Genomic DNA, 26,546 nt, shown 5'->3' on the forward strand with positions numbered 1-26,546 from the left:
TTGTATGCCAAAATCATGCAAGAAAAGAGGGCAAAGCTCACTTACTTCTTTTCCTCTTTAATTGTTATCTTATGGGTCGCTGTTTCTTGTGTTGTTGATGTGATGAGTGCTAAGCAAAAAACTGATTAATGGCATCCAGTGTTTGATTGCGGTATTTGTCTTGCTCAAACAACACTTCATGCCTTGAGCCTTCAATGACTTTAAATTGGCAAGCCGAGTTGGTTTTCTTCAGTTTATTGATGAACTTCACCTGAGCATCGTTACTCACAATCTTTTCTTCACCAGCTTGAATCAGCAATAGAGGGATCTTGATTTGACGAGTCTGTTGGATTGACTGCTTGGCTGCCATTAACCCTTGCCATACCCAGCGAGTGCTAGCACCACCGACTTGCAGTGACGGGTTATCTTCGTAAAGTCGGCGAAACCACTGATAACGCACCTGGCTTTGGCTCAGGAGGTTATTCTCGAAAGGTTTCGAGTAATAGGCCTGCTGACCTGGCGCGTAAACCGGTTTGGCGTGATACGCGGTAAGCACTTGCCCAACAATCATCGCGATAGGCTTTAAGTACCACTCGGTGTTGATACCAAACATTGGGGCGCACAAGGTGACCTTATCAAATGGGTGGTCTGGATGGGTTTGTAGATAGCGTGTTGCGATAGTACTACCCATTGAGTGGGCTAACAGATATCGCTTGGCATACTTGCTGAGGTCAAAACTGGCAATCATGTCAGACATGTCAGATGCATAATCATCAAACTCATGAATGTGACCAATGTCAGAGTCTGCTACCATACGTTCCGACTGGCCTTGACCTTGATGGTCAAATGAATAAACGTCATAGCCTTGTTGATAAAAATCATAAAAGATTTCTTGGTATTTTTGGCAGCATTCAATACGGCCATTTGAAATCACAATGGCTTTACTGTGATTCTCTGAGGTGAGGCTGCACCAGTACAGTTTCTTTTTACCAGACGATGTTAAATACCCCTCTTTTCTTTGTTGCCAAAGAGCGTTGATCGGGTGTTTAATCGCATGATCGAACTGAGGTTCTTGAGTGTAAGGGAAGGTGGCTTCGCTTTGGTTTTCCATGGGAAATTACCTGAACTGATGCGTGTGAGAGCTTTATTGCTACTAATGTTGTTAGATTAAAGAACTAGTAAGGAAATGCAAATGGATACTCATGTTTGGCTTGCTTATGTTGTCACAGCGATTTTGTTTAGCTTGGCTCCGGGCTCGGGTACCGTTAACTCAATCAGTAATGGGCTTAGCTATGGTACTAAAAAGTCACTCGCATCAATTGTTGGCTTACAGCTTGGTCTTGCGTTTCACATTATGCTGGTGGGCGCGGGTATTGGTGCACTCGTTGCTAAGTCTGCGTTGGCGTTCACCATCATTAAATGGGTTGGTGTGGTTTACTTAGTTTGGTTAGGTATTCAAAAGTGGCGTGATAGCTCGAGCCTAGTGGCATCTGAAGAAAGCTCTACTCTGTCGAGTGGCAAACTGCTGAGAAACGCTGTGTTTATCAACCTAACTAACCCGAAATCCATCGTGTTTTTGGTGGCTCTGTTTCCTCAATTTATTGACCCTACACAACCTCAAGCACCTCAGTTATTAGTGCTAGGTGTGACGACAGTATTCATTGATAGCGTTGTTATGTTGGGTTACACCTCATTAGCGTCACAAATGGGACGTTTTATTCGCTCTGATCGCATAATGGGTAAGATAAATAAAATATTTGGTGGTATGTTCATGGGCTGCGGTGCTTTGCTAGCTGCCGCGAAAGCTTAGATTAAGCGACTGAGTTATAGTTAAACCAATCAGAGTTATCAAGAAATGACCGCTACATACGTTGCTCGACAACCTATCTTAAATCGCAAGAGGAATACACTCGGCTATGAGTTGTTATTTCGCGATGGAGAAAAGAATGCGTACCCAGCGCATATTGAGTCTAATCGAGCAACGTATCGTCTGATTGTTGAGAACTTCTTGTCTGTGGGTCTTAACCCTTCAATTCCATCTTCACGCTGCTTTATTAACTTCCCTTATCAAAGTTTGATTCGTCGACTGCCCTTAAGTTTGCCGAAAGATAAAGTGGTGGTAGAGATTCTGGAAACCTGCAAACCGACAGATGAATTGTTGGAAGCGGTTAAAGACCTTTACCAAGCGGGTTATATGATCGCCTTAGATGATTTTACTTCGACCCCAGAATGGGAACGTTTCCTCAGATATACGCATATCGTAAAGCTCGATATCATGCAGATGGGTTTGGATGAAGCGTGTGATTTAGTTAGGGCGCATCAAGGGAAGAAGTTTAGTTTTTTGGCGGAGCGTGTTGAGACCGAGCAAGAATTCCAGCAAGCCAAAGAGGCTGGTTTTAAGTTTTTTCAAGGTTACTTCTTCAATAAGCCGGAAATCATCAAGAGTAAATACATTAGCCCTGAGCAAGTTATTGCTATGGAGCTGTTCCAAGAAGTGTGTAAGCCCGATGTGGATTTTCAACGGGTCGAAAGCATTGTTGCGAAAGACGTGGCGCTCTCATACAAGCTACTGCGTTTTGTGAATACTATGTCGCCGCGCCTCGAAGTGACCATCTCTTCTTTTCGTCAGGCTTTGGTGTATTTGGGGCAAGAGAAACTGAAAATGTTTGTCTCGTTAGCCGTAGCCTCTTATGTCTCTGATAAAAAGCCGAAAGAGCTGTATGGACTGTCCCTACAGCGTGCCCAGTTTTGTCAGCGTATGTCTCGCTATCAGGCATTTGAAGGGTATAGAGAGCAGGCCTTTATGATTGGCTTATTCTCCTTGTTAGATGCGCTGTTGGATTTGTCGCTAGAGAACTTAGTCGAGCAGTTGCCGCTGTGTAAAAGTATCAAGGTTGCTCTATTACGTAGGGAAGGCCCTTACGGTACCTTGCTTGCCCTTGAAGAGAGCTTTGAGCATGCGGATTGGCAGCAGATTGATGAGCACTGCGCTGACTTAGGGCTTAGCGTGGATCAGGTGAAAACTGAACTTACAGAAGCGCGTCGCTGGAGTCACACAGTGACCAACAAGCTGTAGTGTTGCTTTATTAAACTTTTATGACATTTAAAACGCACGCCTTGACGTGCGTTTTTTTACAACTAAGATATACGCATATCCATATATGAGTATGTAGTTATGCTTCCTCACCAATTTTTTAAATTACTGTCTGACGAAACGCGAGTACGTTGCTTGATGTTGATTGTGCGCCAAGAGTGCCTTTCAGTTGGTGAGTTGACTCAGGCATTGCAAGAAAGTCAGCCAAAGGTTTCTCGCCACCTTGCGCAGTTACGCTCAAACGGCATTTTGACTGACGTTCGCCAAGGGCAGTGGGTGTTTTACCGCCTGTCACAAGATTTACCGGGTTGGATGCTAAAGTTAATTGATGACCTTATCGCATCGAACTGTTTGAAAACTGAATACCAACAAGACATTGAGCGCTTAGAAGCGATAGCTTCACGCCCTCAATGTTGCGTTTAAATACATTAAAACTTATTGCCGAAATAGTTGGAGTTGCAGCTAGGCGACAAGTGAACGTAGTCAACAACGCTGCGGCTTCAAATATGAAGGCAATTAACTGAGAGAAAATACGATGACAGTGAAAGTAGGTATTAATGGTTTTGGCCGTATCGGCCGTCTAGCACTTCGCGCAGCATTCGATTGGGCTGAGCTAGAGTTTGTACAAATTAATGACGTTGCTGGCGACACTGCAACACTGGCGCACCTTTTAGAGTTCGATTCAGTGCAAGGTCGTTGGAACCACGAAGTTTCGGTTGAAGGCGATGAGATGATCATCAACGGTCAACGCATCAAAACCACCAAAGAGCGCGACATCGACGCGATCGATTGGTCTGGCTGTGATGTGGTTATCGAAGCGACAGGTGTTCACCGTAAGACATCTTTCCTAAACAAATACCTAGAGCAGGGCGTGAAGCGCGTTGTGGTATCGGCGCCAGTGAAAGAAGAAGGCATCGCAAACATCGTTGTTGGTGTTAACGACAACATCTTTGACCCAGCAGTACATAAGATTGTGACTGCAGCATCTTGTACAACTAACTGTATCGCTCCTGTGGTTAAGGTAATCAACGAGAAGCTAGGTATCGAGAACGCGTCATTCACCACAATTCACGATCTAACTAACACGCAAACTATCCTAGATGCGCCGCACAAAGACTTACGTCGTGCACGTGCATGTGGCATGAGCCTAATCCCAACAACAACTGGCTCTGCTAAGGCGATTGTTGAGATCTTCCCTGAGTTAGAAAACCGCATCAACGGCCACGCAGTTCGTGTACCACTAGCGAACGCGTCTCTGACTGACATCATCTTCGAAGTGAAGCAAGACACGACAGCAGAAGAAGTTAACGCGATGCTGAAAGAAGCGTCTGAGAATGAGTTAAAAGGCATTCTTGGCTTTGAAGAGCGTCCACTGGTTTCTATCGATTACAAAGGCGACCAACGTTCTACTATCGTTGACGCACTGTCTACCATGTTGGTTGGTAAGCGTATGGTTAAGATCTACGCTTGGTACGACAACGAGATGGGTTACGCGACACGCACCGCTGAGTTAGTGCGTACTGTCGGCCTTTCTAAATAAGAATCTGGAGAAGACACTATGACACATCCAACGTGGCAACTAGACCTTGAGAAAGGCGCATTAATCCTGACTCCATGCCCAGGTACTAAAGATGCTGACCTTGATGCATCTCTAGCACAACTGAAAGAGCAGGGTGTTGAAGCTATCGTAACGGCACTTGATGATGCAGAGCTAACAAGCAAAGACGTAGCAGCACTGGGTGAGAAAACACGTGCACTAGGCATGCAGTGGTTCCAAATCGAAATCGAAGACGATTGTGCACCGGGTGCCGAGTTTGCAGCGAAATGGTCTGCAGCAAGCCCAGAGCTACATAAAATCGTCGATAGCGGTGCGAAAGTAGCGATGCACTGCATGGGTGGTTCAGGTCGTACAGGTTTGTTCGCAGCTCACCTGCTTTTAGAAAAAGGCTGGGACCTCGACAAGATCGTTCAAGAAGTTCAAGCACTGCGTCCAGGTGCTTTCACTAAACCTATCCAGGTTGAGTACATCAGTGGCGTTGCTTCTGCGTAGCTCTTCATACTTGAAGCTGCAGCGTTGTTAACTGCGCAAGTTCACCGGAGCGCCGGCCGCCCTAATCACATAGAACACCTGTGCTCATAGGGCTGAACTTGCTTGTTGCCTAGCTGCAACTCCAATTATTTTGAGTATGAGTTAAGTGGAAAGTAAGGAATTAGAGCTTTTGGACACCTATGATCTAAAAGCTCTTTTTGTTTTGATTGCAGAGATAGCGTTATGTTTTCAAATCTAAGCAAGAGTGTTCGCCAATACATGTTGGTGACTTTCAACTACTGGAATTTCACCATTACTGATGGTGCACTGCGCATGCTGGTGGTGCTGTATTTCTACGACCTTGGTTACAGCTCGTTAGAGATCGCCTCACTGTTCCTTTTCTATGAATTCTTTGGAGTGGTGACGAACCTAATTGGTGGCTGGCTGGGGGCGCGTCTTGGCCTCAACAAGACCATGAACATTGGCCTCGGGATGCAAGTCTTCGCCTTGGGGATGCTCGCATTGCCATCAGCGATGTTGACCATCCCATGGGTAATGGCAGCGCAGGCGTTGTCAGGTATTGCTAAAGACCTCAACAAGATGAGTGCCAAGAGCTCAATCAAGACTTTGGTGCCGGATGAGCAACAAGGTGCCTTGTATAAGTGGATCGCGATTCTGACCGGGTCTAAGAATGCGCTTAAAGGTGCAGGCTTCTTTATTGGTGGTTTGCTGCTTTCAACCATTGGCTTCCAATACGCTGTGCTTGCGATGGCGGCTGTGCTAACACTGGTCTTCATCGGCAGTGTGGTGAGCTTAGAGGCAGACATGGGTAAGGCGAAAACCAAGCCTAAGTTCAAACAGATCTTCTCTAAGTCTGAATCCATCAATATCCTGTCGGCGGCGCGCATGTTCCTGTTTGGTGCTCGTGACGTGTGGTTCGTGATTGCTCTGCCAATTTATCTTGGTAGCGTATTTGGTTGGGATCACTCTTGGGTAGGTGGCTTTTTAGCGGCTTGGACCATCGCTTACGGCTTTGTACAAGGCATAGCGCCTAAGATTACCGGTAAAGCGAAGGGCAAGGTGCCTGATGGAGATGCAGCACTTTTATGGGCGGGCGTACTGGCTCTGGTAACGGCGGGTATCGCTTATGCGGTGCAGATAGCATGGCAACCAGAACTGGTGATCATTGGCGGCTTGATGGTGTTTGGTGCCATCTTCGCGGTTAATTCATCGCTTCACTCATACCTGATTGTCAGTTACGCGAAAGGCGATGGTGTGTCGCTTGATGTGGGTTTCTACTACATGGCGAACGCGATGGGTCGCTTAATAGGCACAATCCTATCTGGCTTGGTATTCCAAATCGGCGGCTTGTCAGCTTGTTTGTGGGTCTCGTTCGCGTTCTTAGCAATAACGACGGTGATTTCGTTACGCTTGCCTAAGGTGCCACAAACCTCAGCGGCATAAGCTTCCGTCGGATTCGATAAAATCGCGATATGCTTCTCCTTTAACAATAAGCTGACTTGGTATTTATTCCGGTCAGCTTTTTTATTGCTATAGTAGAATGATTGAATATTAATCAGGCATTTACATGAAGCAGCGAATTCTCTTCTTTGATTTAGCACGATGTGTCGCGGCCGTAGCGGTTATCGCGATTCATGTTTTGGCACCTTATCGCAACGAGCTAGGAACCATTCCTTTTGGTGAGTGGCTAACGGCGATCACGGTCAATGGTTTCAGCCGTTGGGCGGTGCCTGTCTTTATATTGATAACTGGCGCCCTGATGCTCAGTGACCAGCGCCCATTTGATGCCAAGTATTATCTAAAGCGCCGTTTGGGTAAGGTATTGATTCCTTTTATTGTCTGGTCGCTTTTTTATACCTACCTGTCTGGATGGTCGGCGATGGGCTTTGATGCCAATGTCAGTTGGGATGTACTGCTCAATAGTTATCACCACTACACCTACTATCACTTAGGTTTCTTCTACTACTTCATTCCACTCTATTTTGTGATTCCGTTCTTACAGATCATGGTGAGAAAGTATGGTGATAAGGCGGTTTATAGCTTCACTGCGGTGTGGTTGTTTACCTCGTTACTGTTCTTACTCAGAATCGATGGTCCTTGGAGCCATGAGCTGTGGCTTTACACTGGCTACTTGCCACTGGGGTATCTGCTGTACAAGAAAGTCCCACTTAATAAGTTTACCGTTAGCGTGAGTGCTGGACTTGGCGTATTGGCACTGTTGACCACAGTCTATATGGTGGTTGATGCGAGCTTAGCTGCAGAAGAGTACACGGTTGGTCGTTGGTTCTCCTACAAAACCTTGAATACGGTATTAGCTGCGAGCATGGTGTTTATGTTGTGTCGTTACTTTGGAGAAGGGTTGTCAGACAAAGGCAATCAAGTGGTTGGTTTCATCAGTAAACACAGTTTGGGTATCTACCTACTGCACCCAATCTTCTTGTGGCCAATGAAAGAGTTTGGTTGGTACCAAGGTCACCCAGCTTGGGTTATTCCATTATGGATAGTGATTAGCGGAGCGGGTGCACTGTGGATGAGCTGGATCGTTTCTAAGTCAGAGAAGACACGTTGGCTATTGCCTTAGCGATACGCTAAGGCATTTCGATATTGGTTTGTTGCTGATTATCGATGAGGAAAGGATGAAGCGCTAAGGTTAGCGCTTCAACGCAAAGTGTAAGAATTTATCGCCTTGGTAGGTTAAAGTCCCTTTGTCACCAGGGTTAAGAGCGTGGAAGTAGTGAATGCCGACTTGGAATTCACGTTTCGGACCAACTACACCGCGTTGAACATAAATCCAATACTCTTGGTCTTCTTGACCTGGTTCTGCATCAGGAAGGTCGATGGATTGTTTATCTAATACCGTGACGTTCACTTTCTTTTCTGGTGCGTTCTCGCCTTGCATGTGTTTTCGATAAAAAACAAGAAATACCCAGGCCGCGAGACCTGCGAGTGCAAAGATGGCAAAAAAGAGTGAGTTAGGCATATAACCTCCATGTAGTCGTAATGGTTATTCTAGTCTTTCGGGCAATAGGGATATGTGTTTAAAGCCGCTATTCGTGAACTGCTGTAAGCAAAGCTGATTATTTTTCGGCAGATATCACATTTAATGGCCAGTTTGGGATAAAGCACTGTTATTTATTGTCTCTTTCTCTCGTAAATAGCAGTGATTTTGTATAAGAATAAGGAAATGCTCGACTAGAATTATAGTGTGGAGTGGGAGGGCCAAGATGACCGATATTGAAAAAGTGGTGACAAGAACTCGCAATATAGAGAAATTATTGAGACTTCAATATCACGCTGAAGGCGAAGGATTGCATGAGCTCGTAACAAGCTGTGAAGAAAGGCTACCGCACGATATGGTAAGCAAGTTGCGTTATATCGCGACGTGCCGAAATAAAGTAGTGAACGAACATGATGCTAAGTTGGAAGATCAACATAAGTTCATCATGATGTGTAACGACTGCGAGAAGGAGCTGACTCCACGTAGTGGTCGTTTTATATGGCGAGTTGCGATTTTGCTGATGATGGCAATGACTTTGGCTGCCGCGGGTTTCTACTATGCGAATTGGGATGTATTAACGTTACATCTGTTTTCGAAATGAAAAAATTGAATAAAAAAAGGGACGCTCATGGCGTCCCTTTTTTTATCTGTAACTTGCTTAGTACATCATCGGTAGTGTCATTAGACCAACAACTACCGCGATCATTACAAGTCCTTGTCTTTGCGAAGATGAAATCATAACACTACTCCTAAATTTGGTTGTCTCTCGCTATGTTTTAAAGAATAGCACTACTTATAGCTTTAGATCAAGAATTACTTTCGAAAGCCTCAAAAGTAGTAGAAAAGTATTGGTATATGGCTTTTTTTGGTGTGTTTAAGTGTGGTTTTTGGTGTGTTCTTATTTTGTTCGTTGTGATTTATGTTTGTTCTAAATTGATTTAAGTCGTTGTTTTATAATGGTTGTTTTGTGTAATTTATATTGTTAATGGTTGTTAAATTGTATTAATAAGGCTTGGTGCTTTATGGGTGTGGGTTTGATGGTTTTTATGGTTTTTGCTTTGGTTTTTGTGGTGATTTTTACATGGAGCTTAAAAAAAACTGACAAAACTCGTCATTTTAAAAGTAACTTTTCCACTTTATAAGTCTAGGTTGGAATGACGTTTTTACTTTCCAATTAATTCATGTTTTTCGTTTGTAAGTTGCTGTTAATAGTTGGTTTTTATGTTCGTTGTTTTATTTTTTAAAGTCGATAATGGGCGTTTTTTAGGGGCAAAGAAGGAAATCTTGAGAGAATAACTAGGTGAAAACGGGATCTGGCTTCTCTAAGCGAAGTTTAAGAGGGTTTTATAATGATTTGCTGCAGTTTTAAACGAATCACCATTCTCGAATCGTTAATTGTGACGACTTCAATCTAAAGATGCTCTTTTTAGTGGAAGCGTAATCAAGATCCAATTTTGAGGGGCTGAGGCTTTACATCAATATTCGTGTGCCTAGACTGGCGACGATTTAAAGCAATAGGGCAAGTGGTATGTGGAGTTGGTTAGCGGTTTCCTTATCTGGTATCGGAGCAGTAGCAGGAACGAAACAAGGACATATCGGTCAGGCCTTATCGTATAAGGTATTTACCTTTGTATTATTAGCGATCATTGCTTTAACTCAGTCTGTTGTTGCTGACTATACGTATTGGGTCGTTGCTGGCCTCGCGATCTCGGCGATCGCAGATGTATTTCACACCCTCACTCAAAAACGTCCCCTATATTTTGTTTGCTTTCTGCTAGCTCAACTCTGCTATAGCAAAGCCTTTTGGTTGCAGTTGTCTGGAGAAATGGTCTGGTGGTTGTTCGCTTTACTCTTAGCTGCTTGTGTTGTGGCTTTCTTCTTACTGCTACCACGTCTAGATAAACTTGTTTTCCCAGTTGTGATTATGGGGATTGTACTTATTCAGTTAACTTGGGCTTCTGGTGAGGTTTGGTTGCTTGACCCTAAGTTATCGCACGCGGTTGGATTTGCAGGTTGTAGCGTATTGCTGCTCTCGGCACTGGCTTATGCACTTAACTGTTACCGCAGCCCAATCAAAAGTGCTTACTTCTGGGTAACGGGCAGCTACTTTCTCGCCCATGCTCTTATCGTAGCCTCTCTGACCATTTAGGGTAGAGCGTCTCCAAGCCTGAGCTATATCAAGGCAGCTTCACTCAAACTCGGTACTCTACGTGTAATTCATTAAACATGAGATTGAGTTATGACTACCGAAATTCACGCACACAACGTTTTAAACCTACTCAGTGAAAAGCCTCTGACTCGAGAAGAGCTGACACAAGAACTGGCTCAGATGTATGGCACTGAAGCTCGTTTCCATACTTGTAAGCTTAATGGTCTCGATCTGGATGGCTTGCTGAAATTTTTCCTGAAGATGGAAAAGGTCGTGCTTGTCGATGACAAGTTGTGCACGAATCGCGAGCGAGTGTGTAATCACTAATCTTGAGTGATTTGAGAGTGGATGCATTTGTGGTATCCGCTCTGTCTATTCTTGCCTGTTTGTTCTCGTTAACATGCTGCAATGACATAAGTTAGTCAGCTGATGACTGCGTTCGAAAATCAATGTTGAGACTGCTATACTCCGCGCATCTTCGCTTTTCGAGACAAACTTATGGAAATCTTATCTGCAGCAACCATGCTGTTTCTTATCATGGACCCGCTTGGCAATCTGCCAATCGTGCTCTCTATCCTTAAGCATATTGATCCGAAGCGTCGCCGTATTGTTCTGATTCGTGAGCTGATGTTCGCACTGGTTATCTTGCTGCTGTTCTTGTTTGCGGGTCAAAGCATCATGAACTTCCTACACGTACAGCCTGAAACCTTGAGCATCTCTGGCGGTATCATTCTATTTATCATCGCGATTAAGATGATTTTCCCGAGCGCAGGCAGCATTACAGGACTTGCGGCAGGGGAAGAGCCGTTTATCGTGCCGATGGCGATCCCAATGATTGCAGGTCCCTCAGTGATTGCGGCATTGATTCTGTTATCAACCCAGCACCCGGACAACATGCTCGAGCTTTCAGCCGCTGTGATGCTGGCATGGGGCGCTACCTTCTTTATTCTGATGTTTAATGGCTTCTTCTTGCGTGTATTGGGTGAGAGAGGGCTTAAAGCGATTGAACGTCTGATGGGCCTATTGCTTGTTATGTTGTCGACACAGATGTTCTTAGACGGTGTGAAGGGCTACATGGCTTAGTATTGCTATCATCATTCAATAAAAACGCCGCTCAACTGAGCGGCGTTTTGGTATCTGTTGCTTGGTAACAGCTTCAATTACATCATGTACTTACGACGGATATCGAGCAGGGCGAAGATTCCAAAAATCAGAATGGACCATTTTTCCCAACGCGTCATTTCGATTTTATCGCCGAACGCACCGATAAAGATCAGCATTTGTAAGCCGTGCATAAAGAACAAGAACGCTGTCATGATGTAAAGCGCAATTGCAGCATTACCAGGGAACGGATGGAAAATGTTGACGATCAACACAAACCATACAAAGGCAATAGCGGCTTTGGCTAATGGAAGCAAGATATTCATTCAATCATTCCTATTCTTCAGTGATTCGGTTGAACAGTCGGTAGCTCGATTGCCCAGTTGTCTTATCGCGGTGCAGTTCCCAGTTTTCTGGCATTGCTTCTAGCTTGAGTTCTTTCTCTGTTTCGACGTAAATAATCGCGTCGTCCGCAAGCCAACCATTGTTCTCAAGTAGCTGTACCGTTTCTGCTAGCAAGCCTTTACGAAATGGTGGATCAAGGAATACCACATCGTAAGGTGTTCCTGGCTTTTTGAGGAAAGAGATAGCATCAGTATTTACCACATTGATGTTGTCTGCTTTGAGCTCTTTAGCATTATCAGAAAGCTGCTTAGCGGCCTTTTGATTCATTTCGAGCAGTGTCACCATTTTTGCTTGGCGAGAAGCTGCTTCAAAACCTAAACCACCAGAACCTGCAAATACGTCTAAGCAGGTCGAATTTGGGATATCTTGTGCGACCCAGTTAAAGAGTGTCTCTTTTACTCGGTCAATGGTTGGGCGTAAGCCTTCTAAATCATGAACAGGCAGCTTTCTACCTCTCCATGAACCACTAATAATTCGAACAAAGCCACCGGAAGGCTTTTTTTGTGATGTGTTTTGCTGGCGACGTCTTACCATAGATTTTTTGACCGCTAATAAAGTGATACTATACCGAGCCCAATTTAAGTTGGTTCGAGTATTAAATAAATTTGCAATGACAAAGTGTATCAAGCTAAAAGCAAACTTATCACTGCTTTGTCATTTTTCTTTACTATTCGTTTGTACAAGCTTGTATTGTATAACAATAGCAAAGAGTCGACGTGCATTAAGCCAATACAGCTAATTAGTAGATCTAGGAAACTCCTCTGATGACGGAAAAAAAGAAGCGCGGATTATTATCGTGGCTTGGTTTTGGTGAAGAAGAACAAAGCCCAAAAACTCAGAATGAAGCGAACGTAGAAAACGTTGAAGATCAAACTGAAGTTGAATCACAAGTCGAGGCTGAACCAGTCGCGCCTGAAGCGGAAACCGCTCAGTCAGTAGAATCTCAGCCTGATGAGTCAGAGCAAACTCTGGAAGAGGCTCAAGATGAGCAGCAACCAGTCGCAGCAGAAGCAGAACAGGAACAAGAAGTTGTGCCTCAAGCTCAGGTTGAAGAAGTACAAGAGAAGCCAACAGAAAGCTTCTTTGCTCGCCTTAAGCGTAGCCTAAGCCGTACTAAAGCAAACATTGGTGCAGGCTTCTTTGGCTTGTTCAAAGGCAAGAAAATCGATGATGATCTGTTTGAAGAGCTAGAAGAGCAGCTGCTGATCGCGGATGTGGGCATGAACACCACAGTTAAGATCATTGAAAACCTGACAGAAAAAGCATCTCGCAATGACCTAAAAGATGGCGAAGCGCTTTATGGTCTGCTGAAAGAAGAGATGGCAGACATCTTAAGCCAAGTGGAACAGCCATTAGTGGTTGATACTACGAAAACGCCTTACGTTATCTTAATGGTTGGTGTGAATGGTGTTGGTAAGACAACCACTATCGGTAAGCTAGCGAAACAATTCCAAAACGAAGGCAAGAAAGTGATGCTAGCGGCGGGTGATACTTTCCGTGCCGCAGCTGTTGAGCAACTTCAGGTTTGGGGTCAGCGTAACGATGTGCCGGTTATCGCTCAACACACAGGCGCAGACAGTGCATCTGTTATCTACGATGCGATTGAAGCTGCTAAAGCTCGTGGCGTGGATGTTGTGATTGCCGATACAGCGGGTCGTTTGCAGAACAAGAGCAACCTGATGGAAGAGCTACGCAAGATTGTTCGTGTCATGAAGAAGATTGATGACTCTGCACCGCACGAAATCATGCTAACACTTGACGCTGGTACAGGTCAGAATGCTATCAGCCAAGCGAAACTGTTCAGTGAAGTTGCACCAGTAACCGGTATTACGCTAACGAAGTTAGACGGCACCGCGAAAGGTGGTGTGATTTTCTCAATTGCCGATCAGTTCCAGATTCCAATTCGTTACATTGGTGTTGGTGAAGGTATTGATGATTTGCGTCCATTTGAGTCAAAAGACTTCATTGAAGCTCTATTTAGCCGCGAAGAGTAACGCGAGTAGCAAAGTGGTTTATCCTTAACCTGCTATCGTTTTAAATTTGATATTAGTGATCGTAAGAGGAATTTTCGGTGATCAAATTTCAGCAAGTGAGCAAAGCCTACCGAGGCGGACGCCAAGCACTCCAAAAAGTGGATTTCCATCTCAAACGTGGAGAGATGGCATTTTTAGGCGGGCATTCCGGTGCAGGTAAAAGTACCTTGCTGAAGTTGATTTGCGCGATTGAGCGCCCGACTGATGGGCGTGTCTGGTTCAACGATCACGATATCACTCGTATTCCTGCTAAAGACATCCCATTCTTACGTCGTAATATTGGGATTGTCTTTCAAGACCATCGTCTGCTGATGGATCGCTCTATCTTCGATAACGTTGCTCTGCCTATGCGTATCGAATCTATTTCTGAAAATGAAATAAAGCGCCGAGTCAGTGCTGCGTTGGACAAGACTGGCTTATTAGATAAAGCACGCTGTTTGCCAAGCCAGCTTTCTGGTGGTGAACAGCAACGAGTGGGCATTGCCCGTGCTGTGGTCAACCGCCCAACTCTGCTGCTTGCGGATGAGCCTACGGGTAACCTAGACCCGGAATTATCTAACCGCGTATTGCGACTGTTTGAAGAGTTTAACCGTGCCGGTGTGACGATCATCCTAGCGACGCACGATATCGGGTTAGTGAACACTCGCCCTCAATACCGTCATCTTGAATTAAACCAAGGCTTTTTGAGTGAGGTTGAAGACTATGGCCGCTAATAAGCGCATCAAAAAACCTCAATCTAATCGCGCTGCAAACCGCACTTCAAGTGACGGTTTCTTTGTGGTGCATTGGAAGCAAGCTAAGTCATCGTTCTCGCAGATGTGGCAACGTCCGTTAGGTAACTTGCTGACGCTTGCGGTTATTTCTATGGCTTTAGCAATGCCTGCGTGTTTGTACCTACTAGGGAAAAACGTAGGTGAAGTGGCAAAAGATGTCACCAGCCCGTCACAAATTAGTGCTTATGTAGAGGATGGCATTCCTGAGCCTCGAGTGATGGTGCTTAAGGATGAAATCGAGAGTTGGGAGCAAGTTGAGCTGGTAGAGTACATTTCACCTCAACAAGGGCTTGCTGACCTCAGCCAGTATTCTGGCTTTGATGATGCCCTAACTATTCTCGACGACTATTCACTGCCAGGCGTGTTAGTGATAACACCAAGCGTACAAAGCGATGCTCAAATCAAAGAGCTGGCAGGCCAAGTTAAAAAACAAGAATTAGTGACTGATGTTCGTTTAGACGAAGATTGGTTAGCAAGATTAGACGCGATTAAAGCGCTAGCCGCTGTCATCGTCATTACCCTAACGGTATTGATGTTAGGCGCTGTGTTTTTGATTATCGGCAACACATTACGATTTAATGTGTTGGCGCATAAGGAAGAGATTCAAACCATGAAGCTGATTGGTGCCACCGACAGCTACATTCTTCGACCATATCTATATTCAGGTATGTGGTTCGGCGTATTAGGTTCGATTAGCGCATGGGTAATGACGGCATTAATTACCGTGTTACTGAACAGCGCAGTGGATGACTTGGCTCAGCTTTACGACAGCCACTTCCGCTTAATTGGCCTAAGCTGGGATGAATCTTTACTGCTTTTGATCGTTGGAACCCTGCTGGGTAGTGTGGCTGCGAAGCTTTCTGCACAGCGTCACCTAAAAGAAATTGAACCTGTTTAGGTGAATAGAGTCATATTTAGACGAAAAATAGGCACTTCTTAACCAGTTTTTGCCTTGTATAGACGAATTGATTATGCATAATTACTTCCCCCTTCTTGAAACCTGTTCATTTTAGGTTCAAGATTGTTGGGTTTTAATAGATGTACTACTCCAGATCAGAGATTGATGAGGAACCGAATGGCAAACCAAGCGTATCAAATGGCTTTAGTCACACAAGATAGTTTAGACAGCTATATCCGCTCAGCGAACAGCTACCCAATGCTGACGCCTGAAGAGGAACGTGGACTTGCAGAGCGATTACATTACAAAGGTGAGATCGACGCTGCGAAAGGCTTGATCCTTTCACACCTACGATTCGTGGTGCACGTTGCAAGAGGTTACTCTGGCTACGGGCTGCCTATGGCTGATCTCGTTCAAGAAGGTAACATCGGTCTAATGAAAGCCGTTAAGCGTTTCAACCCAGAGGTTGGCGTTCGATTGGTTTCTTTCGCAGTTCACTGGATCAAAGCTGAGATTCATGAGTACGTTCTGCGTAACTGGCGTATCGTTAAGATTGCGACAACTAAGGCACAGCGCAAACTGTTCTTTAACCTTCGTAAATCTAAAAAGCGTTTAGGTTGGTTTAATAACGGTGAAGTTGAGACAGTCGCTCGTGAACTGGGTGTTGAGCCCTCTGAAGTTCGTGAGATGGAATCTCGCTTGGCAGCGCAAGATGCAACGTTTGAAGCACCAATGGATGACGATGACGGCGGTTCTGCTTACACAGCTCCGGTTTACTACCTAGAAGATAAAGCGTCAGACGTTGCTGAAACGGTTGAAGCATCTAACTGGGAGTCTCACACCAATAACCGTTTAGGTCTAGCACTAGCAAGCCTAGATGAGCGTAGCCAACACATTGTTCGCTCACGTTGGTTAGATGACAATAAAGCAACGCTGCAAGACTTAGCGGATACCTACAGTATCTCAGCAGAGCGTGTTCGCCAGTTAGAAAAGAATGCGATGAAGAAATTGAAACAAGCCGTTGGCGATTTCTAATAGCACTTAGTTTCTAAATAGTAGCTAGCAAAAAACTGAATTTTGAAAAGGCCGAGATCGAGAGATCTCGGCCTTTTTGTTTTGGATCGAATTCTCAACTTTTGCGATCGTAATTTGCAAAATGATTTTGTGGATAACTCTGTGACAAGTTTATTCGTCAGCTGTCTAAAAGCAGGGTGTAGTAAGGCTTTGAGCGTGTTTTTTGAGTGGGGATATGTTTTAGTTAACCCACAGTTAGATCAGGATCATCACTACATGTTGTGGATCTATTTTTTCAAAGGCACTTTATTCACGCAATTCACAGATTTATCCACAAATGGTGTAAAAGTGATCGCTGGTGGATAACCTTATTAAGTGGATGTGATTGTTAGCCTTGGGATAGGTTACAATGGCAGCAAAGTAAATCAGTATAAAAAGAGAAAGTCATGGACCAGTTTAAACATATCGACGTGCAAGGTGCTCAGGCCCTTATTGAACAAGGCCAAGCTCGACTTGTTGATATCCGCGACCCGCAATCTTTCGCGGTTGCTCACTCAAAAAACGCTTATCACCTAACAAATGACACTATGGTCTCGTTTATGGATGAGGTGGAGTTTGAACAACCTATTTTGGTAATGTGTTACCACGGCATTAGTAGCCAAGGTGCGGCACAATATTTAGTGAACCAAGGCTTTGAAGAGGTATATAGTGTTGATGGTGGTTTCGAAGCATGGCACCGTGCTGAACTTCCTGTGATTGCTGGCTAATGACCTTTATCGCTTAAACATCTCTCATAGCATGAATAGGAAATAACAATGATTAGACTGATGGTGTTAGATAATCCACGTCTTGCTCAAGCATTTATTGATTACATGGCCTCTCGCCAGATACCTATTCAGATGTCACCTGAGGGAGAAGGGCGCTTTGCGCTTTGGCTGCTTGATGGCCAGTTTCAAGTTGAAACTGAAGCGGAGCTCAACCGCTTCTTGTCGGAACCCAATCATAAGCGCTACCAAGCGGCTTCTTGGGATATGGCTGAGACTAGAAAGAGTCACTTCCATTATCACACGCCTAGCTTCATGGGGATGATAAAAGCCAAGGCTGGTCCTGTGACACTCAGCATCATGTTGGTTTGTGTGGTGATTTTTGCACTGCAGCAGATCGGTTTTGGCCAAGCTATTTTTAATGCGTTGCACTTCCCTGCGGTGGACGGGCAGCAGTGGCAATTGTGGCGTTGGTTGAGCCATGCCGTGCTTCATTTCTCGGTTATGCACATCGCTTTCAATATTTTGTGGTGGTGGCAACTGGGTGGAGATATTGAGAAAAAGTTAGGTGGTCTTAAGCTACTTCAGATCTTTGCAGTCTCTTCGGCGTTGTCGGGAGCTGGGCAATACTGGGTTGAAGGGGCCAACTTCGGTGGCTTATCTGGTGTTGTGTATGCCCTGGTTGGCTACCTGTGGGTGGTGGGCGCAAAAGCACCGCAACTTGGTTTGGGAATCCCAAGACAGATCGTTGGCTTTATGCTGGTGTGGTTGGTACTTGGGTACATGCAGCCATTTATGGCGATCGCCAATACCGCTCACCTAGCGGGTCTAGCGGCGGGTGTGATTATCGGTTTCGTTGATTCAATGAAAGCGCCGAAATCGGCAAGAAGTTAGTTCCTAGCATCGATAGAAACAAAAAAAGCGGCCAAATGAGCCGCTTTTTTTAGATTCGTTTTATACCCGCTGTTACTGATAGAGGTATTTGGTAAACAGCAAATCCGCAATCAGGGTTTTGCCCGTCTCAGGAAGTAAAATCTTGTTGAGATGCTCAACTAACGTTTTTCTTAAATCTTCACGACCGGACAGTGACTTAATCGTCTCTTCGTTTTGTTTGCCCAATAGCTCGATTACTGCATCACGAATCAATGGTTGGTGATGCTCGATGGTTGCTAAATCTTTGCTATTCGCCACCATGATATCGAGACGAACTTGAATGTAGCCCAGTTTTTTACCTTTAGTGTAAAAATTGGTGGTCAGGTCTGGTTCTAGCGTGAAGTAGGCTAGTTTAGGTTCCGATTCCTCTTCTGCGAAACTTGATGCTGAAAAGAGTAGAGTAATCGCAAGAAATATTTGGGCTACATAACGTTTGTGCATATTTGTGACTTTTCTTTAGTTTATTCGCGATATTCGAAACGCATTAGTCTTGTTACAATGAACGGTCTAAATCTAAATACGTTTACAATTCGAAGACGCTTTAATTTTGTTCGAAAGTTGAAGCTTTATTGTACGTGTAAAGTCACCTATTGAATACTAGTATGAATCAGCCAATATCGCTGTATCTTAATTCTTTAATGAATGTAGATTGGCAAAGTACAGAAACATTTGATTTTCCTAATGAAACCACCAAAGAGTGGCTGATGGAGCAAGGTTCTCTTTCCCGTAAGTTGGGTAAGTGTTGCCAACATCTGTCTGTGGAGTTGCTTCACAATCAAGTTGTAGAACGCTCAATTGTGCAACAAGATGAGCAGCACCTTTTATCATCGTCTGATTGCTTACTTCGCAAAGTAATTTTGAATGGGGATGATGAACCATGGGTATTAGGCCGAACCTTAATTCCTCGAGTGACATTAGAAGATCAGCATTCAGACCTTTCTCAACAAGGTAATGTCCCGTTAGGGTTGACCGTTTTTAGTGCGGAGAACGTCGAGCGAGACGCGCTGCAAGTCGGTTGGGTTATCGCTGGCGACGAACGATTACTCGCACGCCGCTCTCGATTATGGATGAACCATAAACCGATGCTTGTAGCAGAACTGTTTTTACCAACATCACCCATTTACTCTAAGGAGAGTGTGTAAATGCTTGCCACCAAAGCGAAAGCGTACTGGCAATTAACGCGAATGAATCGCCCGATTGGTACCTTGTTACTCCTTTGGCCTACGTTATGGTCGTTGATTATCGCCGCACAAGGTATGCCAGATTTGGATGTCTTGGTCGTATTTGTGTTGGGTGTTGTACTAATGCGCTCAGCAGGCTGCGTGATTAATGATTTTGCTGACCGTAAGGTGGATGGTCATGTAAAGCGTACCAAGCAGCGTCCACTGCCGTCAGGTTTGGTGTCGAGTAAAGAAGCCGTTATCCTTTTTTTAGTGCTAGCCGTGATTTCATTCTTGTTAGTACTGACTATGAATCCGCTGACCATTAAGCTCTCTTTCATTGGGGTGGGCCTAGCGTTCATTTACCCTTTCATGAAGCGTTTTACGCATCTTCCACAGTTGTTCCTTGGTTTGGCGTTTAGCTGGGCGATTCCAATGGCATGGGCTGCGCAAACCAATGAGCTACCAAGCATTGTGTGGTTTATATTCGTGATTAACGCACTGTGGACAATCGCTTATGACACGCAATATGCGATGGTTGATCGAGATGACGACCTGAAGATTGGTATTAAATCGACGGCGATTTTATTTGGCCGTTTTGACAAACTGATTGTTGGCTCACTGCAGTTAGTGACTTTAGCGATGTTGATTGCGTTAGGCATGCATTACCACCTAGGTGATACTTTCTACTGGGCACTGTTGGTAGCAGGTGGTTTGTTTGTTTATCAACAACACCTGATGCGTCATCGCGATAGAGATTTATGCTTCCAGGCTTTCCTTAATAACAATTATGTAGGAATGGCCGTCACCATCGGTTTGTTCATCACTTTTTGGTAAGCGATGGTTTGGCAACATGAACACAAATAAAAAGGCACCCACAGTGGGTGCCTTTTTTGATCGTTTTCAGCTGAGCGCTTAAAGCGAGTTAACCAACAAACTATTCTGCTTGGTGGATGCTCTCTTGAATCGTCAAGCGAACTTCTGGGTAAAGCATTGAGTAAAGAAGCTTAGCGAACTGCTGAGTCTTTTCTAAATCGCAGTTACCGTCGTTGTCCAGGTATTGCTGCTGTTTGAGCGTAGCAAACATCGAAGCAAATACACCTTTATCGAAGAACTCAGGTGCGTTGATACCTTGCAGGCGACCTAGACGTTGTGCAATATCTTGGCTCTTCTGCTCAAGGTCAGATTTATCCAGCTCCGGATTCTCTGCCAATAGGTTCAGAGCAATCGAGTAACGCTGAAGTGTTTCTGAGATCGTGCGACCTAGTAGCATCAGTGCTTGGCTGTTTGACTGGTTAATGGTGACTTGGTTGTCAGACACAACAAGCATACCTTGGCTAACCAATTCATCGATGATGTTTGCAACTACAGTCTCTAGCTGATCTTCGTCGTAGCTTAGGAACAGCTCTTTCTTCAAGAACGGGTAGATTGCCGCTACGTTCTGTTGAATCGCATCGATCGTTAGGCCGTGCTGACGAATGGTCATCTGAGCAATTAACGATGGCAGAGCAAACAAGTGAATGATGTTGTTGCGGTAGTAAGTCATCAGAATAGACTGGTGACGGTCTAGTGAAATGATGTCACCCATTGAGTCTGACTCAATTAAGAACTTGTTCAGAGATTCTGCATGTTTCACTAACTCTTCCGCGCTGTCTTTCGGTACCGTAAATGTGTCTGAGTAAGGCACATTGTTAAGTAGAGACAGGTAGCAATTGATCTGAGAAACCAGAGAGTCACGAGACAATGCACGCTGACGTGAGGCAAGCAGAGCGGTTGCACATAGTGTCAGTGCGTTGGTCGCTGCCGCATCGTTGATGTGTGTCATCATCTTGGTTGCCAAGTCATTAACCACAGGTGTCATCCATTGTGGCTTGCTGGTACCCATTGGGTCGATGTCTTTCGTCCACTCTGGAGAGTGTTCATTTAGGTATTGGTTAAGTTGAATCGGCTCACCGAAGTTCACGTAGCCTTTACCAAAGTTACGTAGCTTACGGATAGTACGAATTACTAGGCTCGCGTTTTCTTTCTCTTTACGCTTACCACGTAGTTCTTTCGCGTAAGTCGCCACTTCCATTACGTGCTCGTAGCCGATGTAAACAGGCACGAGCGTTACTGGGCGGTTCATGCCGCGCAGCATTGCCTGAATCGTCATCGCTAACATACCGGTTTTCGCTTGTAACAGACGACCGGTGCGAGAACGGCCACCTTCACTAAAGTACTCCACCGAGTAACCTTTAGCGAACAGCTCTGCGAGGTATTCACGGAAGATCGTTGAGTACAGCTTATTACCTTTAAAGCTACGACGAATGAAGAACGCACCACCGTGACGGAAAATCGGGCCGGCAGGAAAGAAATTCAAGTTGATACCGGCAGCGATATGCGGAGGCACCATACCTTCATGGTAAAGCACGTAAGACAACAGTAAATAGTCCATATGGCTGCGGTGACAAGGGACATAAACAATCTCGTGACCATCTTGTGCTAGCTTACGAACGGTTGAAGCGTTGTTGATATGTAGGCCTTGGTAAAGCTTGTTCCACAACCAACCTAGAATCTTCTCGCCACGTTTGATCAGTGAGTAAGAGAAGTTCGCTGCGATCTCATCCATGATGTCTTGAGCTTCTTTGCTCGCTTTCTCGATGGAGATGTTCTTTGACTTCGCTTCGTCTTCAATCGCCTTCTTGATCGCTTCTGATTTTAGTAGGCGATCGAACAATGCTTGACGGCTTGGCAGGTTAGGACCAGAGGCTGCCAGTTTTTGACGAGAGAAGTGGATTCGAGCTACACGCGCCAGCTTGTGTGCGATGGTGCTGTCGGTACCGTGTGAATTCGCCATGTAACGCAGAGATACTACAGGGCTGAAGCGCACTAGGCAGTCGCGGCCTGCGAGTAGTACAGCTTTCGATTTTTCTAAGCCGTTCATTGCTTGTAGGTAAGGCTTCTGGTTATTCTCTTTACCAGGCTTACGGCCCCATAATACGGTTGCAGGGATAACTTGCACATCCAGCTCTGAGTCGTCTGCATGCAATGCAAGTAGCTCAGAGAAGACTTCAATAGAAGAGGCTGGTACGTAATCATCGTCTTGCAACAGAGTTTTGCGTGAAGAGATAAAAACGTAGCGTGGCAGTGATTTACCACTGATTTCAAGCTTGCTTAGCGGATCCGGTAATCCCAGTTCTAGCGCATGCTTTTGTAGTGTCAGTAGGTCGACGCTTGAGCGAAACGGTAAGGCGTATACAATTGGTTTGCCTAAATCAATGTTCAAATCTTCAACTGGATTCGAAGGGATTGATGTGCCTTTTACCAATACGGATAAAGGTAGCTTCATTAATGAACGTGAAAAAGATTGTCCAGAAGACATATAGGTTCACAGCCTCAATAGTTATTTCAATGTGCTTAAGCGTATCTCTATTTCTATGATGAGAGAGGGTAACCCTTTCAAGTAAAATAGGGATAAGCCTAGGCGTAAATTTAATCGATGCAAGAATACCAGAAACTGGTCTAACCTTTTAATGGAAATAGTCATATTGCCGTTAAGTTTGTGGAATATCATTCATCGACTGATTGAGTATAGGGTTAAAAATGACCAAAAAATCAAACACCGGATTAAAACGCATCGTGAAAGCAGCAGGCTTTTCATGGCAAGGCATCACAAGTTCGTTTAAAAACGAGGCAGCATTTCGACAAGAAGTCTTTATGGCTACGGTTCTTATTCCGTTAGCATTTTACTTAGATGTAAGCCAGGTCGAGCGAATCTTAATGGTGTCATCGGTCGTGCTGGTAATGGTGGTTGAGCTTATCAATACTGCAATTGAAGCAGTTGTTGATCGTATTGGTAGTGAACATCATGAACTTTCGGGAATGGCGAAAGATGTCGGTTCGGCAGCCGTTTTCATCTGTTTAGCGCTTGCGGCTTATGTGTGGTTCGAGATCTTGGTTTTGTAATTAGCGAAAAATGAACTAAAAACAACCAATTGCTTTGCTTTTGTCCAGTTACTGGATATACTCACAGTCAACTGTATAAAAAGACAGGTGAATCATGAAGCCGTTAACGCCCCGCCAACAACAAGTCTTTGACCTTATCAAAGGTAAGATTGAAGATTCCGGTATGCCACCGACACGCGCAGAAATTGCCCGTGAATTAGGCTTCCGTTCTGCAAATGCTGCAGAAGAACATTTGAAAGCTCTTGCTCGTAAAGAGGCGATTGAGATTATCCCGGGTGCGTCTCGTGGTATTCGTATTTTGCTTGAAGATGCAGCGAACGAAGAGCAAGGTCTGCCTTTGATCGGTCAGGTTGCCGCAGGTGAGCCTATTTTGGCTCAAGAACATGTAGAAATGCATTACCAAGTTGACCCAGGCATGTTCAAACCTCAAGCTGACTTCTTACTTCGTGTAAATGGCGAAAGTATGAAAGACATCGGTATTATGGATGGCGATCTGCTTGCTGTTCACAAAACACAAGACGTCCGCGACGGTCAGGTTGTGGTTGCTCGTGTTGATGATGATGTAACGGTAAAACGCCTAGAACGCAAAGGTTCGACAGTGCTGTTACATGCTGAAAACGAAGAGTTTTCTCCAATCCGTGTCGATCTAGAATCTCAGCACTTGTCTATTGAAGGTCTTGCTGTTGGTATCATTCGCAACACGGACTGGATGTAATCAGTACAAACATCTTATTGATATTTATTCTCAATAACTTGTTATTGTAATTGATATTCATTATCATCTTCTTTGTCGAGATACAAGGAAGATGATGATGCCAATCCAAACCAAGCCTCAAATAAAGCCGCTTACAGCTAAGCCGCGCTCCTCTGATCAAAAGGTTTCCGCTGATCAAGCATCTACACACCAAGAACTTCAAGTTCCGACAAACCTCGTTCAACACCTTTGGTTTCGCAGCCGAGAAAGCCTTGCCGATGATGGCCTAGTCTATGACCCTATTGCAGCTCAAGCTTGTAAGCGTTGCCAGCTAGCACCTGAGTGCCTTACTGGCGAACTCGACCAACAACAACTTCTCTACGCGACATTGACTCAACTTTGTGACTCTCAAGTTCAGCAATTTCTATCTCACAATCCTGATGCTTGGATTATTAATGTGGGAGCAGGGCTCGACACCCGTTTTTACCGATTAGACAATGGCCGCTGTCACTGGGTAGAGCTGGATGTAACCGAGAATCTACTTTGGCGACAACGCTTGTTCCACAAAAATGAACGCTACCGCTTGGAGTGTGGCTCAGTAGATGACTTAACATGGTTGGATGAACTCAATATTCCAGAGCAAGCTTCGGTAATGGTGGTATGTGAACATGCACTGTTGGATTGCAATGAGCAGCAAACCGCGCACTTTATTCAATCGCTGAGCCGTTACTTTACTCATGCGCATGCGTGTGTTGTGTTAGCGGGAGATAAGAGCTCAAGTACTTTAGGGAAAAAGCTAGGCTCTGGTGACTATGCGCATGGCTTATCTTCTCCAGTCGACAGCATTCTTAATTGGCTACCATGGGCGCAATGGGTTAAAGCATTTTCGCCTTTAGAACAGCAATGCAATCGTTGGAAGTTATGGCAGCGACTATTGTGCAAAATTTCTCAGGTTAAAAAGCGTTTAACGCCGCAACTGGTACTGGTGAAGTGGTAGCGCTAGAGCAGCACTACTTACACATACTCGAAGCTACATCTGTTATAAGCCAAAATCTCACAACATAGTGAAAGCACACTCACTAGGTTAAACTATCGCCTCTAATCAAAGAGGTGGTCGTGAAGCTATTTAATCCCCAAACTATTTTCCAAATGCTATCCAATCAAGCAATGCACAAACAAGTGCTATTGCTCGCGATCCCGATGGTGCTCTCTAATATTACTGTCCCACTGCTGGGTTTAGTGGATGCTGCTGTTATCGGTCACTTAGAACATTCTTGGTATTTAGGTGGTGTTGCGTTAGGTGGCACCATGATCAGTGTGACTTTCTGGCTGCTTGGTTTCTTACGTATGTCGACAACCGGACTTGCCGCGCAGTCTTACGGTGCAAATGATGGTAAGCAGCTTGGTTTGGTCTTCGTGCAGGGCGCGACTATGGCTCTCGGGTTTGCTGGTGTCTTCTTACTGTTACATGGCCTAGTGGCTGACCTGGTTTTTTCATTAAGTAGTGCCAGTGATCAAGTGAAGCATTATGGCCAACAGTATTTCTCGATTCGAGCATGGAGTGCACCGGCAGCACTGACGAATTTCGTTATTTTGGGTTGGCTACTTGGAACTCAGAATGCAAAAGCGCCGATGTGGATGGTGATTATTACTAACATCACCAATATCGTGTTGGACGTTGTTTTTGTGATTGGTTTCGGTTGGCAGGTGGAAGGTGCTGCACTGGCATCGGTATTGGCTGACTATGCAGGTCTAACGTTTGGACTGATCTGCGTTTATCGAATCTGGATAAAGAGACAGTTACCATCACCGTGGGCTTTGATTAAGAAAACCAGCCAAGGTCTAAGCCGCTTCGTAAAACTGAATCGCGATATCTTCCTACGCTCTTTGTGCTTGCAAGCTACGTTCACTTTCATGACTTTCCAAGGGGCAAGCTTCGGTGATGATGTCGTGGCAGCCAATGCGGTATTGATGAGTTTCTTGATGATCATTTCTTACGGAATGGATGGCTTTGCCTATGCGATGGAAGCTATGGTGGGTAAGGCGATAGGAGCGAAAGACAAAGATGAATTAAATCAGTCGTTGATTGGTACTTTCTTTTGGAGCTTCAACATTTGTTTGGTTCTGACCATAGTGTTCGCGATCGCTGGGTCTAATCTAATTAATATGATCACCACCATCCCAGATGTAAAAAGCCAAGCTGAGGTGTATCTGCCTTGGTTGATCGCAATGCCACTGGTTTCAATGTGGTGCTTCTTACTCGATGGTATTTTTGTTGGCGCAACTAAAGGCAAGGACATGCGTAATAGTATGTTTGTCGCGACCTGCAGCTTCTTTGCGATTTTCTTCCTAGCGGCTAGCTTAGAAAATCATGCTCTGTGGCTTGCGATGCTCAGCTTTATGGCAATGCGTGGTATAGGTCTTGGTGTGTTATTTGTGTCGCAGTGGAAGAAGGGCGAATTTCTCGCCTAGTTCTAATGGGTATAAATAGAAGGTGTACAGACCAAATGGCATTTAGAACATCATGATCTAATTACTCTTGCTACTATACTTTTC

The 26,546-nt window shown here is 44.8% G+C and carries 29 protein-coding genes; 23 read left to right on the plus strand and 6 right to left on the minus strand.

Annotated features, from left to right (window positions below; translation table 11 throughout):
* Positions 1-109 precede the first annotated feature (109 nt).
* The gene (locus F0228_RS22190; protein WP_171762751.1) at positions 110-1,090 is read right to left on the minus strand and encodes an alpha/beta fold hydrolase; all 981 of its coding nucleotides are present in this window, start codon (positions 1,088-1,090) and stop codon (positions 110-112) included.
* Between the two features lie 81 nt (positions 1,091-1,171).
* Here F0228_RS22190 and rhtB point away from each other — a divergent pair, with 81 nt between their 5' ends.
* The 7 genes from rhtB to F0228_RS22225 all read left to right on the plus strand — a co-directional run bounded on the left by rhtB (position 1,172) and on the right by F0228_RS22225 (position 7,704).
* The gene (gene rhtB, locus F0228_RS22195) at positions 1,172-1,789 is read left to right on the plus strand and encodes a homoserine/homoserine lactone efflux protein (RefSeq protein ID WP_171762752.1); all 618 of its coding nucleotides are present in this window, start codon (positions 1,172-1,174) and stop codon (positions 1,787-1,789) included.
* 45 nt (positions 1,790-1,834) lie between these two features.
* The gene (locus F0228_RS22200) at positions 1,835-3,055 is read left to right on the plus strand and encodes an EAL and HDOD domain-containing protein (RefSeq protein ID WP_171762753.1); all 1,221 of its coding nucleotides are present in this window, start codon (positions 1,835-1,837) and stop codon (positions 3,053-3,055) included.
* Between the two features lie 99 nt (positions 3,056-3,154).
* Positions 3,155-3,496, plus strand: a complete 342-nt coding sequence (locus F0228_RS22205; protein ID WP_105057908.1) for a metalloregulator ArsR/SmtB family transcription factor — start codon at positions 3,155-3,157, stop codon at positions 3,494-3,496.
* Positions 3,497-3,608: 112 nt separating this feature from the next.
* Complete coding sequence (locus F0228_RS22210; RefSeq protein ID WP_171762754.1) at positions 3,609-4,613, plus strand: ArsJ-associated glyceraldehyde-3-phosphate dehydrogenase; 1,005 nt, start codon at positions 3,609-3,611, stop codon at positions 4,611-4,613.
* An 18-nt stretch (positions 4,614-4,631) separates the two neighbouring features.
* Complete coding sequence (locus F0228_RS22215) at positions 4,632-5,123, plus strand: cyclin-dependent kinase inhibitor 3 family protein (protein WP_171731720.1); 492 nt, start codon at positions 4,632-4,634, stop codon at positions 5,121-5,123.
* Between the two features lie 222 nt (positions 5,124-5,345).
* Positions 5,346-6,566, plus strand: a complete 1,221-nt coding sequence (arsJ, locus tag F0228_RS22220; protein ID WP_171762755.1) for an organoarsenical effux MFS transporter ArsJ — start codon at positions 5,346-5,348, stop codon at positions 6,564-6,566.
* Between the two features lie 124 nt (positions 6,567-6,690).
* On the plus strand, positions 6,691-7,704 hold the full coding sequence (locus tag F0228_RS22225; protein WP_171731721.1) for an acyltransferase: 1,014 nt from the start codon (positions 6,691-6,693) through the stop codon (positions 7,702-7,704).
* Between the two features lie 69 nt (positions 7,705-7,773).
* Here the strand turns inward: F0228_RS22225 and F0228_RS22230 are convergent, their stop codons facing one another.
* On the minus strand, positions 7,774-8,103 hold the full coding sequence (locus tag F0228_RS22230; RefSeq protein WP_004740515.1) for a DUF2500 domain-containing protein: 330 nt from the start codon (positions 8,101-8,103) through the stop codon (positions 7,774-7,776).
* 244 nt (positions 8,104-8,347) lie between these two features.
* Here F0228_RS22230 and F0228_RS22235 point away from each other — a divergent pair, with 244 nt between their 5' ends.
* From F0228_RS22235 to F0228_RS22250, 4 genes are all read left to right on the plus strand, one after another.
* Entirely contained in the window at positions 8,348-8,722 is a 375-nt protein-coding gene (locus F0228_RS22235) for a hypothetical protein (RefSeq protein WP_004740517.1), read from the plus strand.
* A gap of 927 nt (positions 8,723-9,649) precedes the next feature.
* A complete protein-coding gene (locus F0228_RS22240; RefSeq protein WP_061034239.1) occupies positions 9,650-10,270 on the plus strand; it encodes a lysoplasmalogenase in 621 nt (206 codons plus the stop codon).
* A gap of 90 nt (positions 10,271-10,360) precedes the next feature.
* Entirely contained in the window at positions 10,361-10,597 is a 237-nt protein-coding gene (locus F0228_RS22245) for a YecH family metal-binding protein (protein ID WP_008221868.1), read from the plus strand.
* A 171-nt stretch (positions 10,598-10,768) separates the two neighbouring features.
* Complete coding sequence (locus F0228_RS22250; protein WP_008221866.1) at positions 10,769-11,353, plus strand: YhgN family NAAT transporter; 585 nt, start codon at positions 10,769-10,771, stop codon at positions 11,351-11,353.
* A 77-nt stretch (positions 11,354-11,430) separates the two neighbouring features.
* Here the strand turns inward: F0228_RS22250 and F0228_RS22255 are convergent, their stop codons facing one another.
* Both F0228_RS22255 and rsmD read right to left on the minus strand, forming a co-directional pair.
* A complete protein-coding gene (locus F0228_RS22255) occupies positions 11,431-11,697 on the minus strand; it encodes a DUF1145 domain-containing protein (RefSeq protein ID WP_004740523.1) in 267 nt (88 codons plus the stop codon).
* Between the two features lie 10 nt (positions 11,698-11,707).
* Complete coding sequence (rsmD, locus tag F0228_RS22260) at positions 11,708-12,310, minus strand: 16S rRNA (guanine(966)-N(2))-methyltransferase RsmD (RefSeq protein ID WP_171731723.1); 603 nt, start codon at positions 12,308-12,310, stop codon at positions 11,708-11,710.
* Positions 12,311-12,540: 230 nt separating this feature from the next.
* On the opposite strand from rsmD, the gene ftsY reads away from it, so the two are divergent.
* The 6 genes from ftsY to glpG all read left to right on the plus strand — a co-directional run bounded on the left by ftsY (position 12,541) and on the right by glpG (position 18,152).
* Positions 12,541-13,770, plus strand: coding sequence for a signal recognition particle-docking protein FtsY (gene ftsY / locus F0228_RS22265; protein WP_171762756.1), 1,230 nt, complete (start codon positions 12,541-12,543; stop codon positions 13,768-13,770).
* Positions 13,771-13,847: 77 nt separating this feature from the next.
* Positions 13,848-14,522 (plus strand): cell division ATP-binding protein FtsE, encoded by a 675-nt coding sequence (ftsE, locus tag F0228_RS22270; protein ID WP_004740528.1) that lies wholly within the window; start codon positions 13,848-13,850, stop codon positions 14,520-14,522.
* A complete protein-coding gene (ftsX, locus tag F0228_RS22275; protein ID WP_061034235.1) occupies positions 14,512-15,480 on the plus strand; it encodes a permease-like cell division protein FtsX in 969 nt (322 codons plus the stop codon). The genes ftsE and ftsX overlap by 11 nt, the downstream gene beginning before the upstream one ends.
* 177 nt (positions 15,481-15,657) lie before the next feature.
* Positions 15,658-16,515, plus strand: a complete 858-nt coding sequence (gene rpoH / locus F0228_RS22280) for an RNA polymerase sigma factor RpoH (RefSeq protein WP_004740532.1) — start codon at positions 15,658-15,660, stop codon at positions 16,513-16,515.
* 425 nt (positions 16,516-16,940) lie between these two features.
* Positions 16,941-17,261, plus strand: a complete 321-nt coding sequence (gene glpE, locus F0228_RS22285; RefSeq protein WP_171731725.1) for a thiosulfate sulfurtransferase GlpE — start codon at positions 16,941-16,943, stop codon at positions 17,259-17,261.
* Positions 17,262-17,309: 48 nt separating this feature from the next.
* A complete protein-coding gene (gene glpG, locus F0228_RS22290; protein WP_171731726.1) occupies positions 17,310-18,152 on the plus strand; it encodes a rhomboid family intramembrane serine protease GlpG in 843 nt (280 codons plus the stop codon).
* Positions 18,153-18,224: 72 nt separating this feature from the next.
* On the opposite strand, the gene F0228_RS22295 is transcribed toward glpG, so the two are convergent.
* Positions 18,225-18,632 carry a flagellar basal body-associated protein FliL gene (locus tag F0228_RS22295; RefSeq protein WP_004740536.1) on the minus strand — a complete coding sequence of 136 codons (408 nt, stop codon included), beginning with the start codon at positions 18,630-18,632 and terminating at the stop codon, positions 18,225-18,227.
* Positions 18,633-18,793: 161 nt separating this feature from the next.
* Here F0228_RS22295 and F0228_RS22300 point away from each other — a divergent pair, with 161 nt between their 5' ends.
* On the plus strand, positions 18,794-19,333 hold the full coding sequence (locus F0228_RS22300; RefSeq protein WP_162884274.1) for a chorismate lyase: 540 nt from the start codon (positions 18,794-18,796) through the stop codon (positions 19,331-19,333).
* Complete coding sequence (ubiA, locus tag F0228_RS22305; RefSeq protein ID WP_008224247.1) at positions 19,334-20,188, plus strand: 4-hydroxybenzoate octaprenyltransferase; 855 nt, start codon at positions 19,334-19,336, stop codon at positions 20,186-20,188.
* A gap of 100 nt (positions 20,189-20,288) precedes the next feature.
* Here the strand turns inward: ubiA and plsB are convergent, their stop codons facing one another.
* Positions 20,289-22,712 (minus strand): glycerol-3-phosphate 1-O-acyltransferase PlsB, encoded by a 2,424-nt coding sequence (gene plsB / locus F0228_RS22310; protein WP_171731727.1) that lies wholly within the window; start codon positions 22,710-22,712, stop codon positions 20,289-20,291.
* 221 nt (positions 22,713-22,933) lie between these two features.
* On the opposite strand from plsB, the gene F0228_RS22315 reads away from it, so the two are divergent.
* The 4 genes from F0228_RS22315 (at position 22,934) to dinF (ending at position 26,462) form a co-directional block, all read left to right on the plus strand.
* Positions 22,934-23,296, plus strand: coding sequence for a diacylglycerol kinase (locus F0228_RS22315; RefSeq protein WP_061034231.1), 363 nt, complete (start codon positions 22,934-22,936; stop codon positions 23,294-23,296).
* A gap of 94 nt (positions 23,297-23,390) precedes the next feature.
* The gene (gene lexA / locus F0228_RS22320; RefSeq protein ID WP_004740541.1) at positions 23,391-24,011 is read left to right on the plus strand and encodes a transcriptional repressor LexA; all 621 of its coding nucleotides are present in this window, start codon (positions 23,391-23,393) and stop codon (positions 24,009-24,011) included.
* Positions 24,012-24,108: 97 nt separating this feature from the next.
* Positions 24,109-24,987: a class I SAM-dependent methyltransferase gene (locus F0228_RS22325; RefSeq protein ID WP_105057899.1), complete on the plus strand. Its 879-nt coding sequence runs from the start codon at positions 24,109-24,111 to the stop codon at positions 24,985-24,987.
* Positions 24,988-25,106: 119 nt separating this feature from the next.
* A complete protein-coding gene (dinF, locus tag F0228_RS22330) occupies positions 25,107-26,462 on the plus strand; it encodes an MATE family efflux transporter DinF (RefSeq protein ID WP_171731728.1) in 1,356 nt (451 codons plus the stop codon).
* Positions 26,463-26,546 lie beyond the last annotated feature (84 nt).

This window comes from Vibrio sp. 99K-1 (genome assembly GCF_013114585.1).
Taxonomy (GTDB): Bacteria; Pseudomonadota; Gammaproteobacteria; order Enterobacterales; family Vibrionaceae; genus Vibrio; species Vibrio chagasii_B.